The 19,160-nt window shown below is 71.0% G+C and carries 16 protein-coding genes and 1 tRNA gene; 11 read left to right on the top strand and 6 right to left on the bottom strand.

Annotated elements, in window-relative coordinates:
• Nucleotides 1-2 precede the first annotated feature (2 nt).
• From OG448_RS22965 to OG448_RS22935, 7 genes are all read left to right on the top strand, one after another.
• Nucleotides 3-482, top strand: coding sequence for a PaaI family thioesterase (locus OG448_RS22965; RefSeq protein ID WP_405556476.1), 480 nt, complete (start codon nt 3-5; stop codon nt 480-482).
• A gap of 89 nt (nt 483-571) precedes the next feature.
• Nucleotides 572-1,174, top strand: coding sequence for a Tat pathway signal sequence domain protein (locus tag OG448_RS22960; RefSeq protein ID WP_405556474.1), 603 nt, complete (start codon nt 572-574; stop codon nt 1,172-1,174).
• A gap of 253 nt (nt 1,175-1,427) precedes the next feature.
• Nucleotides 1,428-2,660 (top strand): branched-chain amino acid ABC transporter substrate-binding protein, encoded by a 1,233-nt coding sequence (locus tag OG448_RS22955; protein ID WP_405556472.1) that lies wholly within the window; start codon nt 1,428-1,430, stop codon nt 2,658-2,660.
• 115 nt (nt 2,661-2,775) lie between these two features.
• The gene (locus OG448_RS22950) at nt 2,776-3,708 is read left to right on the top strand and encodes a branched-chain amino acid ABC transporter permease (RefSeq protein WP_030809907.1); all 933 of its coding nucleotides are present in this window, start codon (nt 2,776-2,778) and stop codon (nt 3,706-3,708) included.
• Between the two features lie 5 nt (nt 3,709-3,713).
• Nucleotides 3,714-5,546 carry a branched-chain amino acid ABC transporter permease gene (locus OG448_RS22945; RefSeq protein WP_405556471.1) on the top strand — a complete coding sequence of 611 codons (1,833 nt, stop codon included), beginning with the start codon at nt 3,714-3,716 and terminating at the stop codon, nt 5,544-5,546.
• 5 nt (nt 5,547-5,551) lie between these two features.
• The gene (locus OG448_RS22940; RefSeq protein ID WP_405556469.1) at nt 5,552-6,460 is read left to right on the top strand and encodes an ABC transporter ATP-binding protein; all 909 of its coding nucleotides are present in this window, start codon (nt 5,552-5,554) and stop codon (nt 6,458-6,460) included.
• On the top strand, nt 6,457-7,173 hold the full coding sequence (locus OG448_RS22935) for an ABC transporter ATP-binding protein (protein ID WP_030809916.1): 717 nt from the start codon (nt 6,457-6,459) through the stop codon (nt 7,171-7,173). The genes OG448_RS22940 and OG448_RS22935 overlap by 4 nt, the downstream gene beginning before the upstream one ends.
• A gap of 66 nt (nt 7,174-7,239) precedes the next feature.
• Here the strand turns inward: OG448_RS22935 and OG448_RS22930 are convergent, their stop codons facing one another.
• Nucleotides 7,240-7,896: an ANTAR domain-containing response regulator gene (locus tag OG448_RS22930; protein ID WP_381101196.1), complete on the bottom strand. Its 657-nt coding sequence runs from the start codon at nt 7,894-7,896 to the stop codon at nt 7,240-7,242.
• A 100-nt stretch (nt 7,897-7,996) separates the two neighbouring features.
• On the opposite strand from OG448_RS22930, the gene OG448_RS22925 reads away from it, so the two are divergent.
• Nucleotides 7,997-8,079: transfer RNA gene (locus OG448_RS22925), tRNA-Leu, on the top strand.
• Nucleotides 8,080-8,169: 90 nt separating this feature from the next.
• The gene (locus tag OG448_RS22920; RefSeq protein ID WP_405556467.1) at nt 8,170-8,949 is read left to right on the top strand and encodes a helix-turn-helix domain-containing protein; all 780 of its coding nucleotides are present in this window, start codon (nt 8,170-8,172) and stop codon (nt 8,947-8,949) included.
• A gap of 4 nt (nt 8,950-8,953) precedes the next feature.
• Here OG448_RS22920 and pyk read toward each other — a convergent pair whose 3' ends face one another.
• Together pyk and OG448_RS22910 are read right to left on the bottom strand one after the other, a co-directional pair.
• Nucleotides 8,954-10,390 (bottom strand): pyruvate kinase, encoded by a 1,437-nt coding sequence (pyk, locus tag OG448_RS22915; protein WP_405556465.1) that lies wholly within the window; start codon nt 10,388-10,390, stop codon nt 8,954-8,956.
• A 171-nt stretch (nt 10,391-10,561) separates the two neighbouring features.
• Complete coding sequence (locus tag OG448_RS22910; protein ID WP_405556464.1) at nt 10,562-11,245, bottom strand: SIMPL domain-containing protein; 684 nt, start codon at nt 11,243-11,245, stop codon at nt 10,562-10,564.
• Nucleotides 11,246-11,395: 150 nt separating this feature from the next.
• Between OG448_RS22910 and OG448_RS22905 the strand changes: the two genes are divergently transcribed.
• Entirely contained in the window at nt 11,396-13,207 is a 1,812-nt protein-coding gene (locus tag OG448_RS22905; protein ID WP_405556462.1) for a bifunctional metallophosphatase/5'-nucleotidase, read from the top strand.
• Here the strand turns inward: OG448_RS22905 and OG448_RS22900 are convergent.
• Nucleotides 13,204-14,637 carry a lysine N(6)-hydroxylase/L-ornithine N(5)-oxygenase family protein gene (locus OG448_RS22900; RefSeq protein ID WP_405556460.1) on the bottom strand — a complete coding sequence of 478 codons (1,434 nt, stop codon included), beginning with the start codon at nt 14,635-14,637 and terminating at the stop codon, nt 13,204-13,206. The genes OG448_RS22905 and OG448_RS22900 overlap by 4 nt on opposite strands.
• The gene (locus tag OG448_RS22895) at nt 14,634-15,992 is read right to left on the bottom strand and encodes a pyridoxal phosphate-dependent decarboxylase family protein (RefSeq protein ID WP_405556459.1); all 1,359 of its coding nucleotides are present in this window, start codon (nt 15,990-15,992) and stop codon (nt 14,634-14,636) included. Before OG448_RS22895 ends, OG448_RS22900 begins: the two co-directional genes overlap by 4 nt.
• 149 nt (nt 15,993-16,141) lie before the next feature.
• Here OG448_RS22895 and OG448_RS22890 point away from each other — a divergent pair, with 149 nt between their 5' ends.
• Nucleotides 16,142-16,636, top strand: coding sequence for a GNAT family N-acetyltransferase (locus OG448_RS22890; protein ID WP_405556457.1), 495 nt, complete (start codon nt 16,142-16,144; stop codon nt 16,634-16,636).
• A 24-nt stretch (nt 16,637-16,660) separates the two neighbouring features.
• Here the strand turns inward: OG448_RS22890 and pepN are convergent, their stop codons facing one another.
• Entirely contained in the window at nt 16,661-19,141 is a 2,481-nt protein-coding gene (gene pepN, locus OG448_RS22885; RefSeq protein ID WP_405556455.1) for an aminopeptidase N, read from the bottom strand.
• Between the last annotated feature and the right edge of the window lie 19 nt (nt 19,142-19,160).

Raw genomic sequence — 19,160 nt, 5'->3', positions numbered from 1 at the left:
GCATGGGTGAGCAGCAGCAGGTGAGATTCCCGCAGGAGATCATCGACGAGTACGCGGCGCTCGGCGTGGACCTGCCCGCCATGTTCTCCGCAGGTCACCTGGGGACGCGGATGGGTGTGCAGATCGTCGAGGCGGCGCCGGAGCGGGTGGTCGGCACCATGCCGGTGGAGGGCAACACCCAGCCGTACGGCCTGCTGCACGGCGGTGCCTCCGCGGTGCTCGCCGAAACCCTCGGCTCGGTCGGCTCGATGCTGCACGGCGGCAGCTCCAAGGTCGCCGTCGGCGTCGACCTGAACTGCACCCACCACCGGGGCGTCCGCTCCGGCCTGGTCACCGGCGTCGCCACCCCGGTCCACCGGGGCCGCTCCACGGCGACGTACGAGATCGTCATCACCGACGAGCACGACCGCCGCGTCTGCACGGCCCGACTGACCTGCCTCCTGCGCGACCTCCCGGCGGGCGAGACCCCGGCGAAGGACTGACGCTCCCCATTGCCCCGCCCCGCCCCACGCCGTAGCTTTCGGCGCATGGGACGGGGCGGGGCACTTCGTATCGGGCCCGGATTCCGGCGATGACCGGCATCGGCCCGCTGGAACCCGGCGAGGGCACCTGGGCGCGCGAGCCCGCCGAGGCACGCCCGGCCCCCCGCCCCCGTCGCCGCCGCACCCTACTGATTCTGGCCACCGCCTGCGCCGCGACGGCGGCCGGCGGCGCCCTCTGGGCCACCCGCCCGCGCCCCGCGCCGCCTCCTGAACTCCCCTTTCCCGCACAGACGGTGACCGTGACCTTCCTGGCCGGACGGACCACCGCACCCCACCGCCTCGCCTTCGACGTGCGGCTCGCCGTGGAGTCCGGACCCCCGGTCACCGTGACCCGGGTGAGCCAGCCCTACGCCGGGCTGGCGGCCGAATCCGAGCCCCGCGCCCCCTTCCGGACCGCACCCGGCTCCTCCCGCGCGATCACCGTGACCATGCGTGTCACAGAATGCGGAAGGGTGCCCAAAAACGCCGCACTGCCTTTCCTGGAAGTAACACTGCGTAATGCGCGCGCAATACAAACCCAGAGTTTCATCCTCGGGCCGCGCTACACCCGATACCTCTCCCGCGCCCTTGGGGAGGCCTGCGGCGAAAGTGCGCCGTCATCACCAAAACCCCCGAGACGCCTGAACAGTTGAGGGCGCGTGCTGCGTGTTCTCAGCATGTGGACAGGGCGAATCGGCCGGAATTCCGGCGTTCCACCCAGGGGGTACCGCTCTGCATTACCTCGTGTCATAACAAGAGCGTCACAGCCTTGGTCAGACTCTCCTCCACGTTCCCCACACACGCTTAGAGTCACGGCCAGTCACCGCGCCCCGGATTCGCTTTTCGGCCAGGCGCGCGGCTCGACCGTTTCCATGGGGATGCGGTCGTCCAGGGAAAGGACTGATCGTGCGTCAACGTTCGCTCATCGCCATCACCGCCGCGCTGTCCGCGGGAGCGCTCACCCTCACCGCCTGCGGCTCGCGCGACAGCGGCGACAACGGCTCCGACGCCAAGGGCGGCACCACCGTCACCATCGGCATCGACGCCCCGCTGACCGGCGACCTGTCCGCGCTGGGCCTCGGCATCAAGAACTCGGTGGACCTCGCGGTCAAGACCGCGAACAAGAAGGAGTACGTCAAGGGCGTCACCTTCAAGATCGAGGCCAAGGACGACCAGGGCCAGCCCTCCTCCGGCCAGCAGAACTCCACCGCCTTCGTCACCGACAAGGGCGTCCTCGGCGTGGTCGGTCCGCTGAACTCCTCCGTCGCCGAGTCGATGCAGAAGGTCCTCGACGACGCCAAGCTGGCCCAGGTCTCCCCCGCCAACACGGGCCCCGGCCTCACCCAGGGCCCGGACTGGCAGAAGAAGAAGGTGCGCCAGTACAAGTCGTACTTCCGCACGGCGACCACCGACGCCATCCAGGGCCCGTTCGCCGCGGAGTACGTCTTCAACAAGGCCAAGAAGAAGAAGGTCTTCGTCATCGACGACAAGAAGACCTACGGCGCGGGCCTCGCCGCCACCTTCACCGACGCCTTCAAGAAGCTCGGCGGCAAGGTCGTCGGCACCGAGCACATCAACCCCGACACCAAGGACTTCTCCGCGGTCGCCACCAAGGTGAAGAACTCCGGCGCCGACGTCGTCTACTACGGCGGCGAGTACCCGCAGGCCGGTCCGCTCACCAAGCAGATCAAGGCCGCCGGCGCCAAGGTGCCGCTGGTCGGCGGCGACGGCATCAAGGACGACACCTTCTTCAAGCTCGGCGGCCCCGCCGCCACCGGCGACTACGCCACCTCCGTCGGCGCCCCGGTGGAGACGCTCCCCTCCGCCAAGCAGTTCGTCGCCGACTACAAGGCCGAGGGCTACAAGGAGGCCTACGCGGCCTACGGCGGCTACTCCTACGACTCCGCCTGGTCGATCATCGAGGCCGTCAAGAAGGTCGTCGACGACAACGACGGCAAGCTGCCCTCCGACGCCCGCGCGAAGGTCACCGCCGCCCTCCAGAACGTCTCCTTCGACGGCGTGACCGGCAAGGTCTCCTTCGACGAGTACGGCGACGCCACCAACAAGCAGCTCACGGTGTACTCCGTCAAGGACGGTGCCTGGAAGGCCGTGGAGTCCGGCACCTACAACGGCTCCTGACCCACACCCGCACCAGCCGAGCCGCGCGGGGCGCTCAAGAGGCGCCCCGCGCGGACTCGCATCCGGCCACTTCCGGCCACATCCGTCGCTTATCCGAACGCTCGGAGGACATGCGGTGAACGAACTGCCGCAGCAGCTCGTCAACGGCCTGCTACTTGGTTCCATGTACGGGCTGGTCGCCATCGGCTACACCATGGTCTATGGCATCGTCCAGCTCATCAACTTCGCCCACGGCGAGATATTCATGACCGGCGCCTTCGGCGCCCTCACTGTCTACGTGTACGTCCTTCCCGACGGCACCTCCATGTGGATCGCCCTGCCGCTGATGCTGGTGGGCGCCATCGTGGTCGCCGTGACCGTCGCCGTCGGAGCGGAACGATTCGCCTACCGGCCGCTGCGCAGCGCGCCCCGGCTCGCCCCGCTGATCACCGCCATCGGCCTCTCCCTCGCCCTCCAGCAGGCCGTGTGGGCCTGGTACCCCGAGGCCAAGTCCGCGCGCACCTTCCCGAGCATCCCCGGCGGACCCTTCGAGATCGGCAACGTCACCATCCAGACCGGAGACGTCTTCCTCGTCGCCGCCGCCCCGCTCAGCATGGCCGTCCTCGCCTACTTCGTGATGCGCACCCGCACCGGACGCGGCATGCAGGCCACCGCCCAGGACCCGGACACCGCCAAGCTGATGGGCGTCAACACCGACCGCATCATCGTGATCGCGTTCGCCCTCGGCGCCGCCTTCGCCGCCGTCGGCTCCGTCGCCTACGGCTTCAAGTACGGCCAGATCGACTTCCGCATGGGCTTCATCCTCGGCCTCAAGGCGTTCACCGCGGCCGTCCTCGGCGGCATCGGCAACATCTACGGCGCCATGCTCGGCGGCCTCGTCCTCGGCGTCGCCGAAGCCCTGTCCACCGCCTACATCGCCGACATCCCCGGCATGGACAAGTTCGGCAGCCAGTCCTGGGCAGACGTCTGGGCGTTCGTACTCCTCATCCTCGTGCTCCTGCTGAGGCCACAGGGCCTGCTCGGCGAGCGCGTCGCGGACAGGGCGTGACACCGATGACCACACAGACCACCGCACCCGGCACCCCGGACACCCCGGACACCAGCGGCCCCACCGCCACCGGCCTGATCGGCCTGCCGGCCCCCGTCGGCCGGGCCCTCGCCACCGGAGGCGGCGCCCTCGCCGTCGTCTCCACCTTCCTGGCCTGGACCTGGACCTCCGCCTTCCCCGGCGACCTCACCGTCTACGGCTACCCCGGCGGCCTCCAGGTCCTCGTCCTCATCGGCGGACTCCTCACCACCCTGCTCGGCCTCGCCTCCTACGGCGTCAAGGGCCTGAAGCTCCTCACCCCCGGCAACGCCGACAGCGCCCTCAAGCTCGCCGCGCTCGGCACCTTCGCCACCGCCTGGTACACCGTCATCGCCATCAGCACCAAGCTCGGCGGCGTCGTCAACCTCGAACCCGGCGGCTACCTCGTCGCGCTGGCCACCCTGGCCGCCCTGCTCGGCGCCCTCGCGCTGCCCTTCCAACGGCCCGAGCCCGACCCGGCCGACCCCGACGACACCGGCTGGGAAGCCTTCCGGCACCGCGCCCGGCAGAAGCGCGCCGACTTCAAGGCCGCCTTCGCCGCCGAAACCCCCGCCCCCGGCCGGACCCTGCCCGCCTGGGCGGAGATCCTCGTCATCACCGGCGTCATGGCCCTCGGCCTGCTCGTCTTCACCTACGGCATCGGCACCGAGTACGACGAACTCTTCATCGGCTTCCTCATCACCGCCGGCTTCGGCTTCGCCGCACTCGCCAAGGCCGGACTCGTGGCCCGGATCTCGGCGATCACCACGCGGCACCGCACCGTCACCATGACCGGCGCGTTCGTCGCCGCCGCGGCCTTCCCCTTCACCCAGTCCGACGACCAGTACGCCACCATCGGCGTCTACATCCTCATCTTCGCCACCGTCGCCCTCGGCCTGAACATCGTCGTCGGCCTCGCCGGCCTGCTCGACCTCGGCTACGTCGCGTTCCTCGGCGTCGGCGCCTACACCGCCGCCCTCGTCTCCGGCTCGCCCTCCTCGCCGCTGCACGTGCACTGGCCCTTCTGGGCCTCCGCCCTGCTCGGCGCGGTCGTCGCCATGATCTTCGGCGTCCTCATCGGCGCCCCGACCCTGCGGCTGCGCGGCGACTACCTCGCCATCGTCACCCTCGGCTTCGGCGAGATCTTCCGCATCACCGTCCTCAACATGGACGGCACCTCCGGACCCGACGTCACCAACGGCTCCAACGGCATCTCCTCGATCCCGAACCTCGACATCCTCGGCTTCGACTTCGGCCAGGAACACCAGCTGTTCGGCACCACCATCGGCCGGTTCGCCAACTACTTCCTGCTGATGCTGCTCATCACCCTCGTCGTGGTCGTCGTCTTCCGGCGCAGCAGCGACTCCCGCATCGGCCGCGCCTGGATCGCCATCCGCGAGGACGAGACCGCCGCCCTCGCCATGGGCATCAACGGCTTCCGGGTCAAGCTCATCGCCTTCGCCCTCGGCGCCTGCCTCGCCGGACTCGCCGGCTCCGTCCAGGCCCACGTCACCTACACCGTGACGCCGGAGCAGTACCAGTTCGCCCACGTCGTCCCGCCCAACTCGGCCTTCCTGCTGGCCGCCGTCGTCCTCGGCGGCATGGGCACCATCTCCGGGCCCCTCGTCGGCGCCTCGCTGCTGTACCTGATCCCGGCCAAGCTGCAGTTCCTGGGCGACTACCAGCTCTTCGCCTTCGGCGTCGCGCTCGTCCTGCTGATGCGCTTCCGCCCCGAGGGCCTCATCCCCAACCGGCGCCGCCAACTCGAGTTCCACGAAGACGCCGCCGCGCCCGCCGTCCTCAGCAAGGCAGGGGCCTGACCACCATGACCACCGACACCACCACCAAGGAAACCGCCCCCGGCACCACCCCCGGTGAGACGGTCCTCGACGCCCGCGGCGTCACCATGCGCTTCGGCGGCCTCACCGCGGTCCGCGACGTGAACCTCACCGTCAACAGCGGCGAGATCGTCGGCCTCATCGGTCCCAACGGCGCCGGCAAGACCACCTTCTTCAACTGCCTCACCGGGCTCTACGTCCCCACCGAGGGCGAGGTCCGCTACAAGGGCACCGTCCTGCCGCCCAAGTCCTTCAAGGTCACCGCGGCCGGCATCGCCCGCACCTTCCAGAACATCCGGCTCTTCGCCAACATGACCGTCCTGGAGAACGTGCTCGTCGGCCGCCACACCCGCACCAAGGAAGGGCTCTGGTCCGCCCTGCTGCGCGGCCCCGGCTTCCACAAGGCCGAAGCCGCCTCCCGCGCCCGCGCCATGGAACTCCTCGCCTTCGTCGGCCTGGACGCCAAGGCCGAACACCTCGCCCGCAACCTCCCCTACGGCGAGCAGCGCAAGCTGGAGATCGCCCGCGCGCTGGCCAGCGAGCCCGGCCTGCTCCTGCTCGACGAACCCACCGCGGGCATGAACCCGCAGGAGACCCGCGCCACCGAGGAACTGGTCTTCGCCATCCGCGACCAGGGCATCGCCGTCCTCGTCATCGAGCACGACATGCGCTTCATCTTCAACCTCTGCGACCGCGTCGCCGTCCTCGTCCAGGGCCAGAAGCTCATCGAGGGCGACAGCGCCACCGTCCAGGGCGACGAACGCGTCGTCGCCGCGTACCTCGGCGAACCCTTCGAGGACGCCCCCGGCGACGAGGAGGCCGCCGAGGTCGAGGCGGCGGAGGCACAGGCCGGTACGACGAAGGACACCGCGCCCGGCAAGGAGAACGACCGATGACCGCACTGCTCGAAGTCGAGGACCTGCGGGTCGCCTACGGCAAGATCGAGGCCGTCAAGGGCATCTCGTTCAAGGTCGAGGCCGGCCAGGTCGTCACCCTCATCGGCACCAACGGCGCGGGCAAGACCACCACGCTGCGCACCCTGTCCGGGCTGCTGAAGCCGGTCGGCGGGCAGATCCGCTTCAACGGCAGGTCGCTGAAGAAGGTCCCCGCCCACCAGGTGGTCTCCCTCGGACTCGCCCACTCCCCCGAGGGCCGGCACATCTTCCCGCGCATGACCATCGAGGACAACCTGCGCCTCGGGGCCTTCCTGCGCAACGACAAGCCGGGCATCGAGAAGGACATCCAGCGCGCCTACGACCTGTTCCCCATCCTCGGGGAGCGCCGGAAGCAGGCCGCGGGCACCCTTTCCGGCGGTGAGCAGCAGATGCTCGCCATGGGGCGGGCGCTGATGTCCCAGCCGCAGCTCCTCATGCTGGACGAGCCGTCCATGGGGCTCTCGCCGATCATGATGCAGAAGATCATGGCGACGATCGCCGAGCTGAAGGCGAGCGGTACGACGATCCTGCTGGTCGAGCAGAACGCCCAGGCGGCGCTCTCGCTCGCGGACCAGGGGCATGTCATGGAGGTCGGCAGCATCGTGCTCTCCGGCACCGGGCGGGACCTGCTGCACGACGAGTCGGTGCGCAAGGCGTACCTCGGCGAGGACTGAGCAGGGCACGAAAAGGCCCGCGTCCCTCCGGCTCAGGGGACGCGGGCCTTCTTCCTGCTCGGCCGGTCAGCCCTTCTTGGCCGACTTCTTCTCCTGGTCGTCGGAGATGACCGCCTCCGCGACCTGCTGCATCGACAGGCGGCGGTCCATCGAGGTCTTCTGGATCCAGCGGAACGCGGCGGGCTCGCTCAGGCCGTACTCGGTCTGGAGGATCGACTTCGCGCGGTCGACCAGCTTGCGGGTCTCCAGGCGCTGGCTGAGGTCGGCGACCTCCTGCTCCAACTGCTTCAGCTCGGTGAAGCGGGAGACGGCCATCTCGATGGCCGGGACCACGTCGGTCTTGCTGAACGGCTTCACCAGGTACGCCATCGCGCCGGCGTCGCGGGCCCGCTCCACGAGGTCGCGCTGTGAGAAGGCGGTGAGCATCAGGACCGGGGCGATGGACTCCTCGGCGATCTTCTCGGCCGCGGAGATGCCGTCCAGCTTGGGCATCTTCACGTCCAGGATGACCAGGTCCGGCTTGTGCTCACGGGCCAGTTCCACGGCCTGCTCGCCGTCCCCGGCCTCACCGACCACCGTGTAGCCTTCCTCCTCCAGCATCTCCTTGAGGTCGAGCCGGATCAGCGCCTCGTCCTCGGCGATGACGACCCGGGTCGTCAGCGGGGGCACATGCGACTTGTCGTCGTCGGACACGTCTGCGGGCTGGGGCGACTCGGCGGTCACGGGGGCTCCTATGTACGGGCCGGACAGGTGCTGCTGTCTATGCAGCCTACCTAGCGGCGGGCTTCCGCGTTGACCCGGTATGCTTCCCGGAGCCAGTCCCGCCGGGTTGGTGGAATGGCATACACGGATGTCTCAAACACATCTGCCCGAAAGGGCTTGCGGGTTCGAGTCCCGCACCCGGCACTCTGCGACACAGGAAGCGGAGGATCACGTTCGCGTGGTTCTCCGCTTTTTGCTGCGCGGCGCCGCGACCGGCCACGCAGAGTGGCCGTCATGGCATCGCACGCGTCTTCGAAGCGCGCCGAGGCGCTGGTCCTTCTGCGCGACGGTGTCCCCAACCGTGAGGTCGCCGAGCGACTCGGGGTGCCGCGTGGGACCGTCGGCTGGTGGCGCAGCGAGGACCGCAGGGCGCGTGGCGAGCAGTACCAGCGGCCGACCGACTGCCCCCGGTGCACGGAGCGCGCCGTGGACCGGACCGCGTACGCGTACCTGCTGGGCCTCTACCTCGGCGACGGGCACATCGTCTCCAAGTCCGGTCAGCACCATCTCTCGGTCTACTGCGACGCCCGGTACACCGGCCTGGTCGCGGCCGCCGAGGACGCCATGCGGACGGTGCTGCCGTCCGCCGCCACGAGCCGACGTGAGCGGAACGGCTGTGTCGAGGTGAAGTCGTACACCCGGCACTGGACGTGCCTCTTCCCCCAGCACGGGGCCGGTCCCAAGCACGAGCGGCTGATCGCGCTGGAGCCCTGGCAGCGGGAGATCGTCGATCTCCGCCCGTGGGAGTTCGTCCGGGGGCTGATCCACTCCGACGGCTGCCGGATCACCAACTGGACCACCCGCACCGTCGGCGGGGAGCGCAGACGGTACGAGTATCCGCGCTACCTCTTCACCAACAAGTCCGACGACGTAAGGGCACTCTTCACCGGCGCCCTGGACGCGCTCGGGATCACCTGGACGGTGCTCAACCGTGACGGGCAGCCGTACAACATCTCCGTCGCCCGCAAAGCCTCCGTCGCCCTCATGGACGCTCACGTGGGCCCCAAGCACTGACCCCCTACTTCGGGCTGTCGTCCTCGGCGATGTGGTGGACGCGGACCAGGTTCGTGGTGCCGGGGAGGCCGGGTGGGGAGCCGGCGGTGATGACGACCACGTCGCCCTTCTTGCAGCGGCCGTACTTGAGGAGCAGCTCGTCCACCTGGTCGACCATCGCGTCGGTGGAGTCGACGTGGGGGCCGAGGAAGGTTTCCACGCCCCAGGTGAGGCTGAGCTGGGAGCGGGTGGCGGGGTCGGGGGTGAAGGCGAGGACGGGGATGGGTGAGCGGTAGCGGGAGAGGCGGCGGGCGGTGTCGCCGGACTGGGTGAAGGCGAGGAGGAAGCGGGCCCCGAGGAAGTCGCCCATCTCGGCGGCCGCCCGGGCGACGGCGCCTCCCTGGGTGCGCGGCTTGTTCCGCTCGGTCAGCGGGGGCAGCCCCTTCGCCAGCATCTCCTCCTCCGCCGCGGCGACGATCTTCGCCATGGTGCACACGGTCTCGACGGCGTAGTGTCCCACGCTGGTCTCGCCGGAGAGCATCACCGCGTCCGCCCCGTCGAGCACCGCGTTGGCCACGTCGGAGGCTTCCGCGCGGGTCGGCCGGGCGCTGTCGATCATCGACTCGAGCATCTGGGTGGCGACGATGACCGGCTTGGCGTTGCGCTTGGCGAGCTTGACGGCGCGTTTCTGCACGATCGGCACCTGCTCCAGCGGCATCTCCACGCCGAGGTCGCCCCGGGCGACCATGAGTCCGTCGAAGGCGGCGACGACGTCCTCGATGTTCTCCACGGCCTGCGGCTTCTCCACCTTGGCGATGACGGGCAGCCGGCGGCCCTCCTCAGCCATGATCCGGTGCACCTCGGCGGCGTCGCGCCCGCTGCGGACGAAGGAGAGGGCGACGACGTCGAAGCCGGTGCGCAGCGCCCAGCGCAGGTCGTCCTGATCCTTCTTGGAGAGGGCGGGGACGGAGACGGCGACACCGGGGAGGTTGAGCCCCTTGTGGTCGGAGATCACGCCGCCCTCCACCACACGGGTGCGCACGCGGGGCCCGTCGACGCCGGTGACCTCCAGGCAGACCCGGCCGTCGTCGACAAGCACGCGTTCGCCGGGCCGGACGTCCTCGGCAAGGCCGGCGTAGGTGGTGCCGCACTGGTGGCGGTCGCCTTGGACGCCCTCTTCGACGGTGATGGTGAAGGTGTCGTCGCGTTCGAGGAGTACGGGCCCTTCGGCGAAGGAACCGAGCCGGATCTTCGGGCCTTGAAGATCGGCGAGGATTCCGACGCTGCGGCCGGTCTCGTCGGCAGCCTTGCGAACGCGCTGGTAACGCGCCTCGTGTTCGGCGTGGGTGCCGTGGCTGAGGTTGAACCGGGCTACGTCCATTCCGGCCTCGACCAGTGCCTTGATCTGGTCGTACGAGTCGGTGGCGGGCCCCAGGGTGCAGACGATCTTTGCTCGGCGCATGGGTCGAGCCTAGGGCTTACCGACGGGTAGAGAATTCGGGCTCCATGGCCACTCAAAAACCTTTGAGGAAAGGGTTATTGACAAGTGTTGAATTGTGCGATGACCCGCTCCTATGAGCGATGTTTTTCGCGCGAGAGTTCTTTTACCTGATGTGTACCACCAGGGGCGCCGCTAAAGCCGGGGCGGTACCAGGGTGAAACGCGCCGTGACCTGCGCGGAGACCCACAATTGCGCGGGCTGGAGATCGAACGGCTCGGCGGACTCGGCCGCGTCGGCCCGGCGGGCGGAGCGGCCGAAGGCGGAGACGTTGCGCGGCCGGTCGGCGCCGGTGTCGGCGAGTTCGGTCAGCGCGGCGAGGGAGGTGCCGAGCGCGTCGGCGTACTCGCGGGCCCGCTGGAGGGCGTCGGCGACGGCGCGGCGACGGGCCTCGGCGTGGGCCGGGGAGTCGGGGCGCAGCGACCACCAGGGGCCGTCCAGCTCGGTCAGCTCCAACTCGGCCAGCCGCGCGGTGAGTTCGCCGAGGACGGTGAAGTCGGTGATCTCGGCGTCGATGCGGACGACCCCCTGGTGGCTGCGCACCCGCTCGCCTCGGCCGCGTTCGCTGAGTTCGGGGGTGACGCCGAGGGAGCCGGTGGTGAGGTCGGGCACGGCGTCGCCGTAGGACTTGAGGAGGTCGAGCGCGGCGGTGTTGCGGCGGTTGAGGTCGTCGAGGGTGGCGCGGCGGTCACGGCCGCGGGCGGTGACGGTGACGCCGATGCGGGCGATCTCGGCCTCGGTCTGGAACTCGGCCTCGCCCCGGACGGCGAGGAGCGGGGCGTCGGCGGTGCCGTACGCGGGGTTCGCCTCAGGGGTCATACGTCCCACTGTGTCATGTGTCCGGCGTGCCGGCGGGGGGAGTTGACGGAAATCGGTCACCGGATCGCAACCTGGGGGGTCTGTTGTGACCTGTCATGGTCGGGCCACAATCTACGCGCGTTGTCGACCCCTTGCCGAGGAGACCGAGAGATGCCGTTCGACCGCCGGAAGTTCCTGAAGCAGTCCGCCGTCACCGGGGCGGGCGTGGCGATCGCGGGCGGGGCGGGAGCCCCGGCGGCCCAGGCGGCCGGGGCCGTCACGGCGAGCCACGGGCATCACGAGAAGCGGTACGCGCTGACCGTGATGGGCACCACCGACCTGCACGGCCACGTCTTCAACTGGGACTACTTCAAGAACGCGGACTACACCGACGCGGCGGGCAACGCCCAGGGCCTGGCCCGGATCTCGACGCTGGTGAACCAGGTCCGCGCGGAGAAGGGCCGCCGCAACACCCTGCTGCTGGACGCGGGCGACACCATCCAGGGCACCCCGCTGACGTACTACTACGCCAAGGTGGACCCGATCACCGCCGAGGGCGGCCCGGTGCACCCGATGGCGAAGGCGATGAACGCGATCGGGTACGACGCGGCGGCGCTGGGCAACCACGAGTTCAACTACGGCATCGAGACGCTGCGCCGCTTCGAGCACCAGCTCGACTTCCCGCTGCTGGGCGCCAACGCGGTGGACGCGAAGACGCTGAAGCCGGCGTTCGCGCCGTACTACATGAAGCGGTTCCATGTGCCGGGTGCCCCGCCGGTGAAGGTCGCGGTGCTGGGTCTGACCAACCCGGGCATCGCCATCTGGGACAAGGCGTTCGTGCAGGGCAAGCTGGCCTTCGAGGGCCTTGAGGAGCAGGCCGCGAAGTGGGTGCCGAAGCTCAGGTCGATGGGCGCGGACATCGTGGTGGTCTCGGCGCACTCGGGTACGTCGGGCACGTCGTCCTACGGTGACCAGGTGCCGTACGTGGAGAACGCGGCGGCGAACGTGGCGCGGCAGGTGCCGGGGATCGACGCGATCCTGGTCGGGCACGCGCATCTGGAGATCCCGGAGCTGCGGGTCGTCAACGAGAAGTCGGGGAAGACGGTCGTGCTGTCGGAGCCGCTGTGCTTCGCGGAGCGGCTGACCCTGTTCGACTTCGAGCTGGTGTTCACGCGGGGCCGCTGGCAGGTGGAGTCGGTGAAGGCGTCCCTCAGGGACTCGCGGACGGTGGCCGACGACCCGAAGATCACCAAGCTGCTCTCGAAGGAGCACACGAAGGTGGTCGCGTACGTCAACCAGGTGGTGGGCCGGGCGACCGAGACGCTGACCACGGTGGAGGCGCGGTACAAGGACGCCCCGATCATCGACCTGATCACCAAGGTGCAGGAGGACGTGGTCAAGGCCGCGCTGGCGGGCACCGAGTACGCCTCGCTGCCGGTGCTGGCGCAGGCGTCGCCGTTCTCCCGGACGAGCGAGATCCCGGCGGGCGACGTCACCATCCGGGACCTGTCGGGTCTGTACGTGTACGACAACACGCTGGTGGCGAAGCTGCTGACGGGCGCGCAGGTGCGGGCGTACCTGGAGTACTCGGCGCAGTACTACGTGCAGACGGCGCCGGGCGCGCCGGTGGACGTGGACAAGCTGACGAACGCGGCCGACCGCCCCGACTACAACTACGACTACGTGTCGGGGCTGTCGTACGACATCGACATCGCGCAGCCCGCCGGGTCGCGGATCAAGAACCTCTCCTTCGGCGGGGCTCCGCTGGACGACGCGGCGCAGTTCGTGTTCGCGGTGAACAACTACCGGGCGAACGGCGGCGGCGCGTTCCCGTACGTGGCGTCGGCGAAGGAGCTGTGGTCGGAGTCGACGGAGATCCGGACCCGGATCGCGGAGTGGGTGACCGCGAAGGGTGTGCTGGACCCGAAGGACTTCGCTTCCGTGGACTGGAAGCTGACGCGGAACGGGACGCCGGTGTTCTAGTAGGCCGGTCCGGGTGAAGCCCCGGTGACGGTGCGGGCCGGTCCGGTCGCGCTGTCACCGGGGCTTCGGCGTTGTGGGTGGAGCCCGAAGGTGGTGAAGGCGGTCCGGGTGGGGAGCGGGTACTGCTCCTTGCCGGTCAGGGAGTTGAGGATGGTGGCGCTGCGCCAGGCGGCGAGGCCGAGGTCGGGGGCGCCGACGCCGTGGGTGTGGAGTTCGGCGTTCTGCACGTGGACGCGGCCGGTGACGGCGGGGTCGAGGACGAGCTTGAACTCGTCGTCGATCAGGGGGCGTCCGGCGCTGTCGCGGCGCAGGTGGGGGTCGAGTCCGGCGAGGAGGCCGTCGAGGGGGCGCATGCGGTAGCCGGTGGCGAGGACGACGGCGTCGGTGGCGAGGCGGGTGCGGCTGCCCTGGTCGAGGTGTTCCAGGTGGAGTTCGACCTGTCCGGTGCCGAGGCGTCCGGCGGTGCGGACCTGGACGCCGGGGGTGAGGACGGCGTCGGGCCAGCCGCCGTCGAGGGTGCGCCGGTACAGCTCGTCGTGGATGGCGGCGAGGGTGCCGGCGTCGACGCCCTTGTGGAGCTGCCACTGGGCGGCGACGAGCCGGTCGCGGACGGGCTCGGCGAGGGCGTGGAAGTAGCGGGTGTGGTCGGGGGTGAAGTGCTCCAGGCCGAGCTTGGAGTACTCCATGGGCGCGAAGGCGGCGGTGCGGCCGATCCAGTGCAGGTGTTCGCGTCCGGCGGGGCGGTGGCGGAGGAGGTCGAGGAAGACCTCGGCGCCGGACTGTCCGGAGCCGACGACGGTGACGTGTCCGGCGGCGAGCAGTGCCTCGCGGTGGGCGAGGTAGTCGGCGGCGTGCAGGACGGGGACGCCGGGGGCGGCGGCGAGGGGGCGCAGCGGTTCGGGGACGTGGGGTGCGCTGCCGATGCCGATGACGATGTTGCGGGTGCGGGTGCGGCCGAGGGCCTCGGCGTGGCCGTCGGCGTCGAGCCGGGTGAAGTCGACCTCGAACACGTCGCGTTCGGGGTTCCAGCGGACGGCGTCGGCCTGGTGGCGGAAGCGGAGTCCGGGAAGCTGTCCGGCGACCCAGCGGCAGTAGGCGTCGTACTCGGCGCGCTGGATGTGGAAGTGCTCGGCGAAGTAGAAGGGGAAGAGCCGGTCGCGGGTGCGGAGCCAGTTGAGGAAGGTCCACGGGCTGGTGGGGTCGGCGAGGGTCACCAGGTCGGCCAGGAAGGGGACTTGGAGGGTGGCGCCGTCGATGAGGAGGCCGGGGTGCCAGTCGAAGCCGGGGCGCTGTTCGTAGAAGACGGCGTCGAGTTCGGCGAGGGGCGCGGCGAGGGCGGCCAGGGAGAGGTTGCAGGGGCCGATGCCGATGCCGACGAGGTCGCGGGGGGACTCGGGCTCCTGGTGTGGGGGGTGGGGCGGGTGGCTCATGCGGGGGTGTGTCCTTCGGCGAGTTTCAGGAGGTGGGCCAGGTCGTCGGGCCCGGTGTGGGGGTTGAGGAGGGTGGCCTTGAGCCAGAGGCGGCCGTCGGCGCGGGCCCGGCCGAGGACGGCGCGGCCCTCGTGCAGCAGGGTGCGGCGGACGGCGGCGACGGTGTCGTCGCTGGCGTGGACGGGCCGGAACAGCACGGTGGCGAGGGTGGGCCGGTCGTACAGTTCGAGGCCGGGGTGTGACTCGATGCGGTCGGCGAAGTCCCGTGCGAGGAGGAGGACTTGGTCGATGAGGTCGGCGAGGCCGGTGCGGCCGAGGGTGCGCAGGGTGACCGCGGCCTTGAGCACGTCGGGGCGGCGGGTGGTGCGGGTGGAGCGGCCGAGGAGGTCGGGGAGGCCGGCCTCGGTGTCGTCGCCCGCGTTGAGGTAGTCGGCGCGCTGGTGGAGGGCGTCGAGTTCGGTGGCGTCGGCGACGGCGAGGAAGCCGGTGGCGACAGGCTGCCAGCCGAGTTTGTGCAGGTCGAGGGCGACGGTCTGGGCGGCGTCGAGTCCGGTGAGCAGGGCGCGGTGGCGGTCGCTGAGGGCGAGTGGGCCGCCGTAGGCCGCGTCGATGTGCAGCCGGACGCCGTGGGCGGCGCAGCGGGCGGCGATCTCGGGGAGCGGGTCGATGAGCCCGGCGTCGGTGGTGCCCGCGGTGGCGGCGACGAGGAGGGGGCCGGTCAGCTCGGTGAGGGCGGCGTCCAGCGCGGCGGGGTCCAGGGTGCCGCCCGGTGCGGGGAGGACGACGGGGTCGGGCAGGCCGAGCAGCCAGGCGGCGCGGGGCAGGGAGTGGTGGGCGGCGGCCGAGCAGACGAGTCGGAGATGGGCGCCGTGGGCCTCGCGGGCGAGCAGCAGGGCGAGCTGGTTGGCCTCGGTGCCGCCGGTGGTGACCACGGCGTCGGCGAGTCCGATGCGGGCGGCGAGGGCGCCGGTGACGCGGGCTTCGAGGGCGGAGGCGGCGGGTGCCTGGTCCCAGGAGTCCAGCGAGGGGTTGAGCGCGCTGACGGCCAGGTCGGCGGCGGTGGCGACGGCGAGCGGCGGGCAGTGCAGGTGGGCGGCGCAGAGCGGGTGGGCGGGGTCGGCGGCGCCCGCGGCGAGGGTGTGCACGAGGGCGCGCAGGGCGTCGGGGTCGCCGTGTTCGGGGAGCACGTCGCCGAGGGCGTCGCTGACGCGGGCGGCGACGGCGTCGGGCCCGCCTGCGGGCAGCGGGCCGCCGCGGGCTGCGGCGCCGGTGGCGAGGGCGCCGAGGACGGTGTCCAGGAGCGGGCGCAGGGCGTCCGGGCCGTGGGGTCCTGAGGCGAGGGGCGGGGTGCTCATGGGCTCTCCTGCGGGGCGGGGACACGCGCCGGCGCTCAGGTTCGGGAGCCGGGTGTCCGCGCTGCACAACGAGCGGGAGCGGGAAATGGGTACTGCCGTACGGGGAAAACGCGTTGGAGCGGCGTCCGGTCGGCACTACCGTCGCCGGGATGAGCGAGGTGTGGACGGTGGAGCTGCCCGGTGAGCGGGTGCTGTTGCGCGAGCCGGGTCCGGCCGACGAGGCGGCGCTGCTGCGGCTGTTCGAGGAGTGCGAGGACTGGTTCACGGCGGCGACGGGTCTGCCGTCGGCGCCGGGCGATGTGCAGAGCCTCTATTACGCGCTGCCCGAGGGAGCGGACCCCGGCGACAAGGTGCTGCTCCTGGTGGAGCGGAACGGCGAGGTCGCGGGCCTGGTGGACGCGGTACGGGACTGGCCGGAGGCGGGCGCGGTGGCGGTGGGGCTGTTCCTGCTGGCGCCGTGGGCGCGGGGCCGGGGCCTGGGCCGGGCGGTGGCGGAAGCGCTGCTGGAGCGGGGTGCGTCCCGGGTCACGGCGACGGTGCCGGCGGGGTGGAAGGCGGGTGAGCGCTTCCTGGAGCGGCTCGGCTTCGCCCTGGAGGCGCCGGAGGGCGCGCTGCGCCGGGCGGAGTGGCTGCGGGAGTCCTGAGCCACGCCGCCCGGCGCCCAGGAGCTACTCCCCTCGCACCCGCAACGCCCTTGCCAGGTCGTCGAGTTCGTCGGCGAGCTTGCGCCGCAGCGCGGGCACCGGGTCGGCGTCGCGCAGGCACGCCTGCCCCAGCGCCAGGTTCTCGGCGTCGACGGCGTGGTGCGGGAAGGCCCAGGCACCGGCGGCGGTGGCGATGGCGGGCCCGCGCCGGGCGGACACCGCGACCGCCTCGTCGTAGTAGCGGGGCACGTACTCCCGGACGAGGTCGGCCTGTTCGGGCTGCCAGAAGCCCTGGGCGGTGGCCTTGAACAGGTAGTTGGAGAGGTCGTCGGTGGCGAACATCGCCTCCCAGGCCCGCCGCTTGGCCTCCGGGTCGGGCAGTGCGGCACGGCAGCGGGCGGCGCCCTCCTGTCCGTTGGCGGAGGGGTCGCGCTCCAGTTCGGCGGCGATGGCGGCCTCGTCGGTGGCGCCGAGCACGGCGAGCCGGCCGAGGATGCGCCAGCGCAGCTCGGGGTCGAGGTCGGGCCCGCCGGGCACGGTGCCGTCGGCGAGCCAGGCGGCGATGGTCTCGGGGTGCGCGGCGACGTCGATGAAGTGCCGTACGGCGACCAGGCGCAGGCCGGGGTTGTCGCCGTCCTCGGTGCGGCGCAGCAGGTCGCGGCAGAGCGAGCCGAGGGTGGCGAGGGCCGCGGGCCGCTGCTCGGGGGTGAGGTAGCGGTCGGCGATGTGGGTGCCGGCGAAGGCCAGGACGCCCTGGACGAGGGCGAGGTCGGTCTCCAGCGGCAGGTGGGCGCGGGCGGTCTCCAGGTAGGCGGCGGGCGGGAGTTCGCCGTCGCGTACGGCGTCGCGCAGGGCGTTCCAGACGACGGCGCGGGTGAGGGGGTCGGGCAGGCCGGAGAGGCTGGTGCGCAGGGTCTCGAAGGACTCGGGGTCGAAGCGGACCTTGGCGTAGGTGAGGTCGCCGTCGTTGAGCAGGAGCAGCGCGGGCCGCTTGCCGAGCGGCTGGGGCGCGGTCTGCGGGATGTCGAGGCCGACGCGTTCGCGCAGGGTGAGGCGGCCCTCCTCGGTGAGGTCGCGGTCGTACAGGCCGGCGGTGACGCGGTGCGGGCGGCTGCCGTCGTGCTCGACGGTCAGGGTGCGCTCGCCGCCGGTGGTGGTGAGGCGGGGGGTGAGCTTGTCGACGCCGGTGGTGCGCAGCCAGGCGTCGGCCCAGGCGGGTACGTCCCGTTCGGTGGCGGAGGCGAGGGAGTCGATGAAGTCGGCGAGGGTGGCGTTGCCGAACCGGTGCCGTTCGAAGTGGACGTTGATGCCGGCCAGGAAGTCCTTCTCACCGAGCCAGGCGACCAGTTGGCGCAGGGCGGAGGCGCCCTTGGCGTAGGAGATGCCGTCGAAGTTGAGCAGGGCGGCGGCGGTGTCGTCGACGGACTCGGGGGCGACGGGGTGGGTGGAGGGGCGCTGGTCGGCGTCGTAGCCCCAGGACTTGCGGGTGACGCCGAACTCGACCCAGGGCTGGGTGAAGCGGGTGGCCTCCAGGGTGGTCTGGTAGCCCATGTACTCGGCGAAGGACTCGTTCAGCCAGATGTCGTCCCACCACTTGAGGGTGACGAGGTCGCCGAACCACATGTGGGCCATCTCGTGCGCGATGACCATGGCGCGGGTCTGCCGCTCGGTGTCGGTGACGGCGGAGCGGAAGACGAACTCGTCGCGGAAGGTGACGAGGCCGGGGTTCTCCATGGCGCCGGCGTTGAACTCGGGGACGAACGCCTGGTCGTAGGAGTCGAAGGGGTAGGGCTCCTCGAACTTCTCGTGGTAGCGGTCGTAGCAGGCGCGGGTGATCTCGAGGATTTCGTCGGCGTCGGCGTCGAGGTGGGGGGCGAGCGAGCGGCGGCAGTGGATGCCGAAGGGCAGGCCGCGGTGCTCGGTGCGTACGGAGTGCCAGGGGCCGGCGGCGACGGCGACGAGGTAGGTGGAGATGAGCGGGGTGGTGGCGGCGCGCCAGCGGCCCTCGCCGAGGTGCTCGGTGACGCCGTTGGCGAGCACCTGCCAGCCCTCGGGGGCGGTGACGCTCACGTCGAAGACGGACTTGAGGTCGGGCTGGTCGAAGGCGGCGAAGACGCGCTGGATGTCGTCGAGGAAGAGCTGGGTGTAGACGTAGGTCTCGCCGTCGGTGGGGTCGGTGAAGCGGTGCATGCCCTCGCCGGTGCGGGAGTAGCGCATGACCGCGTCGACGGTGAGTTCGTGCTCGCCCGCGGTGAGGTTCTTCAGCGGCAGCCGGTTGCCGTCGAGGGTGCCGGTGTCCAGGGCCTGTCCGTCGAGGGTGACGGCGCGCAGCTCGGCGGGCTTCAGCTCGACGAAGGTGTCCCCGTCCGTGCGCGCGGTGAACCGGACCGCGGTACGGGAGCCGAAGGTCTCGTCACCGGTGGTGAGGTCGAGATCGACGGTGTAGCGGTGGACGTCGAGGAACTCTGCTCGGGCTTGCGCTTCGTCGCGCGTCAGTACGGACATGGGGGCCATGCTGCCCGAT

The organism is Streptomyces sp. NBC_01171, assembly GCF_045039805.1.
In the GTDB taxonomy this organism is placed as follows: domain Bacteria; phylum Actinomycetota; class Actinomycetes; order Streptomycetales; family Streptomycetaceae; genus Streptomyces.
The sequence above is the reverse complement of the archived record's forward strand: the minus strand, read 5'-3'. Positions and strand labels throughout refer to the sequence as shown.

Bases quoted from the DNA above. Each gene is read 5' to 3' on its own strand.
- OG448_RS22905 (WP_405556462.1), top strand. From the start codon at position 11,396: ATGCCGTTCGACCGCCGGAAGTTCCTGAAGCAGTCCGCCGTCACCGGG.
- OG448_RS22965 (WP_405556476.1), top strand. From the start codon at position 3: ATGGGTGAGCAGCAGCAGGTGAGATTCCCGCAGGAGATCATCGACGAG.
- OG448_RS22895 (WP_405556459.1), bottom strand. From the start codon at position 15,992: ATGAGCACCCCGCCCCTCGCCTCAGGACCCCACGGCCCGGACGCCCTG.
- OG448_RS22940 (WP_405556469.1), top strand. From the start codon at position 5,552: ATGACCACCGACACCACCACCAAGGAAACCGCCCCCGGCACCACCCCC.
- OG448_RS22900 (WP_405556460.1), bottom strand. From the start codon at position 14,637: ATGAGCCACCCGCCCCACCCCCCACACCAGGAGCCCGAGTCCCCCCGC.
- pyk (WP_405556465.1), bottom strand. From the start codon at position 10,390: ATGCGCCGAGCAAAGATCGTCTGCACCCTGGGGCCCGCCACCGACTCG.
- pepN (WP_405556455.1), bottom strand. From the start codon at position 19,141: ATGTCCGTACTGACGCGCGACGAAGCGCAAGCCCGAGCAGAGTTCCTC.
- OG448_RS22945 (WP_405556471.1), top strand. From the start codon at position 3,714: ATGACCACACAGACCACCGCACCCGGCACCCCGGACACCCCGGACACC.
- OG448_RS22960 (WP_405556474.1), top strand. From the start codon at position 572: ATGACCGGCATCGGCCCGCTGGAACCCGGCGAGGGCACCTGGGCGCGC.
- OG448_RS22935 (WP_030809916.1), top strand. From the start codon at position 6,457: ATGACCGCACTGCTCGAAGTCGAGGACCTGCGGGTCGCCTACGGCAAG.
- OG448_RS22920 (WP_405556467.1), top strand. From the start codon at position 8,170: ATGGCATCGCACGCGTCTTCGAAGCGCGCCGAGGCGCTGGTCCTTCTG.
- OG448_RS22910 (WP_405556464.1), bottom strand. From the start codon at position 11,245: ATGACCCCTGAGGCGAACCCCGCGTACGGCACCGCCGACGCCCCGCTC.
- OG448_RS22890 (WP_405556457.1), top strand. From the start codon at position 16,142: ATGAGCGAGGTGTGGACGGTGGAGCTGCCCGGTGAGCGGGTGCTGTTG.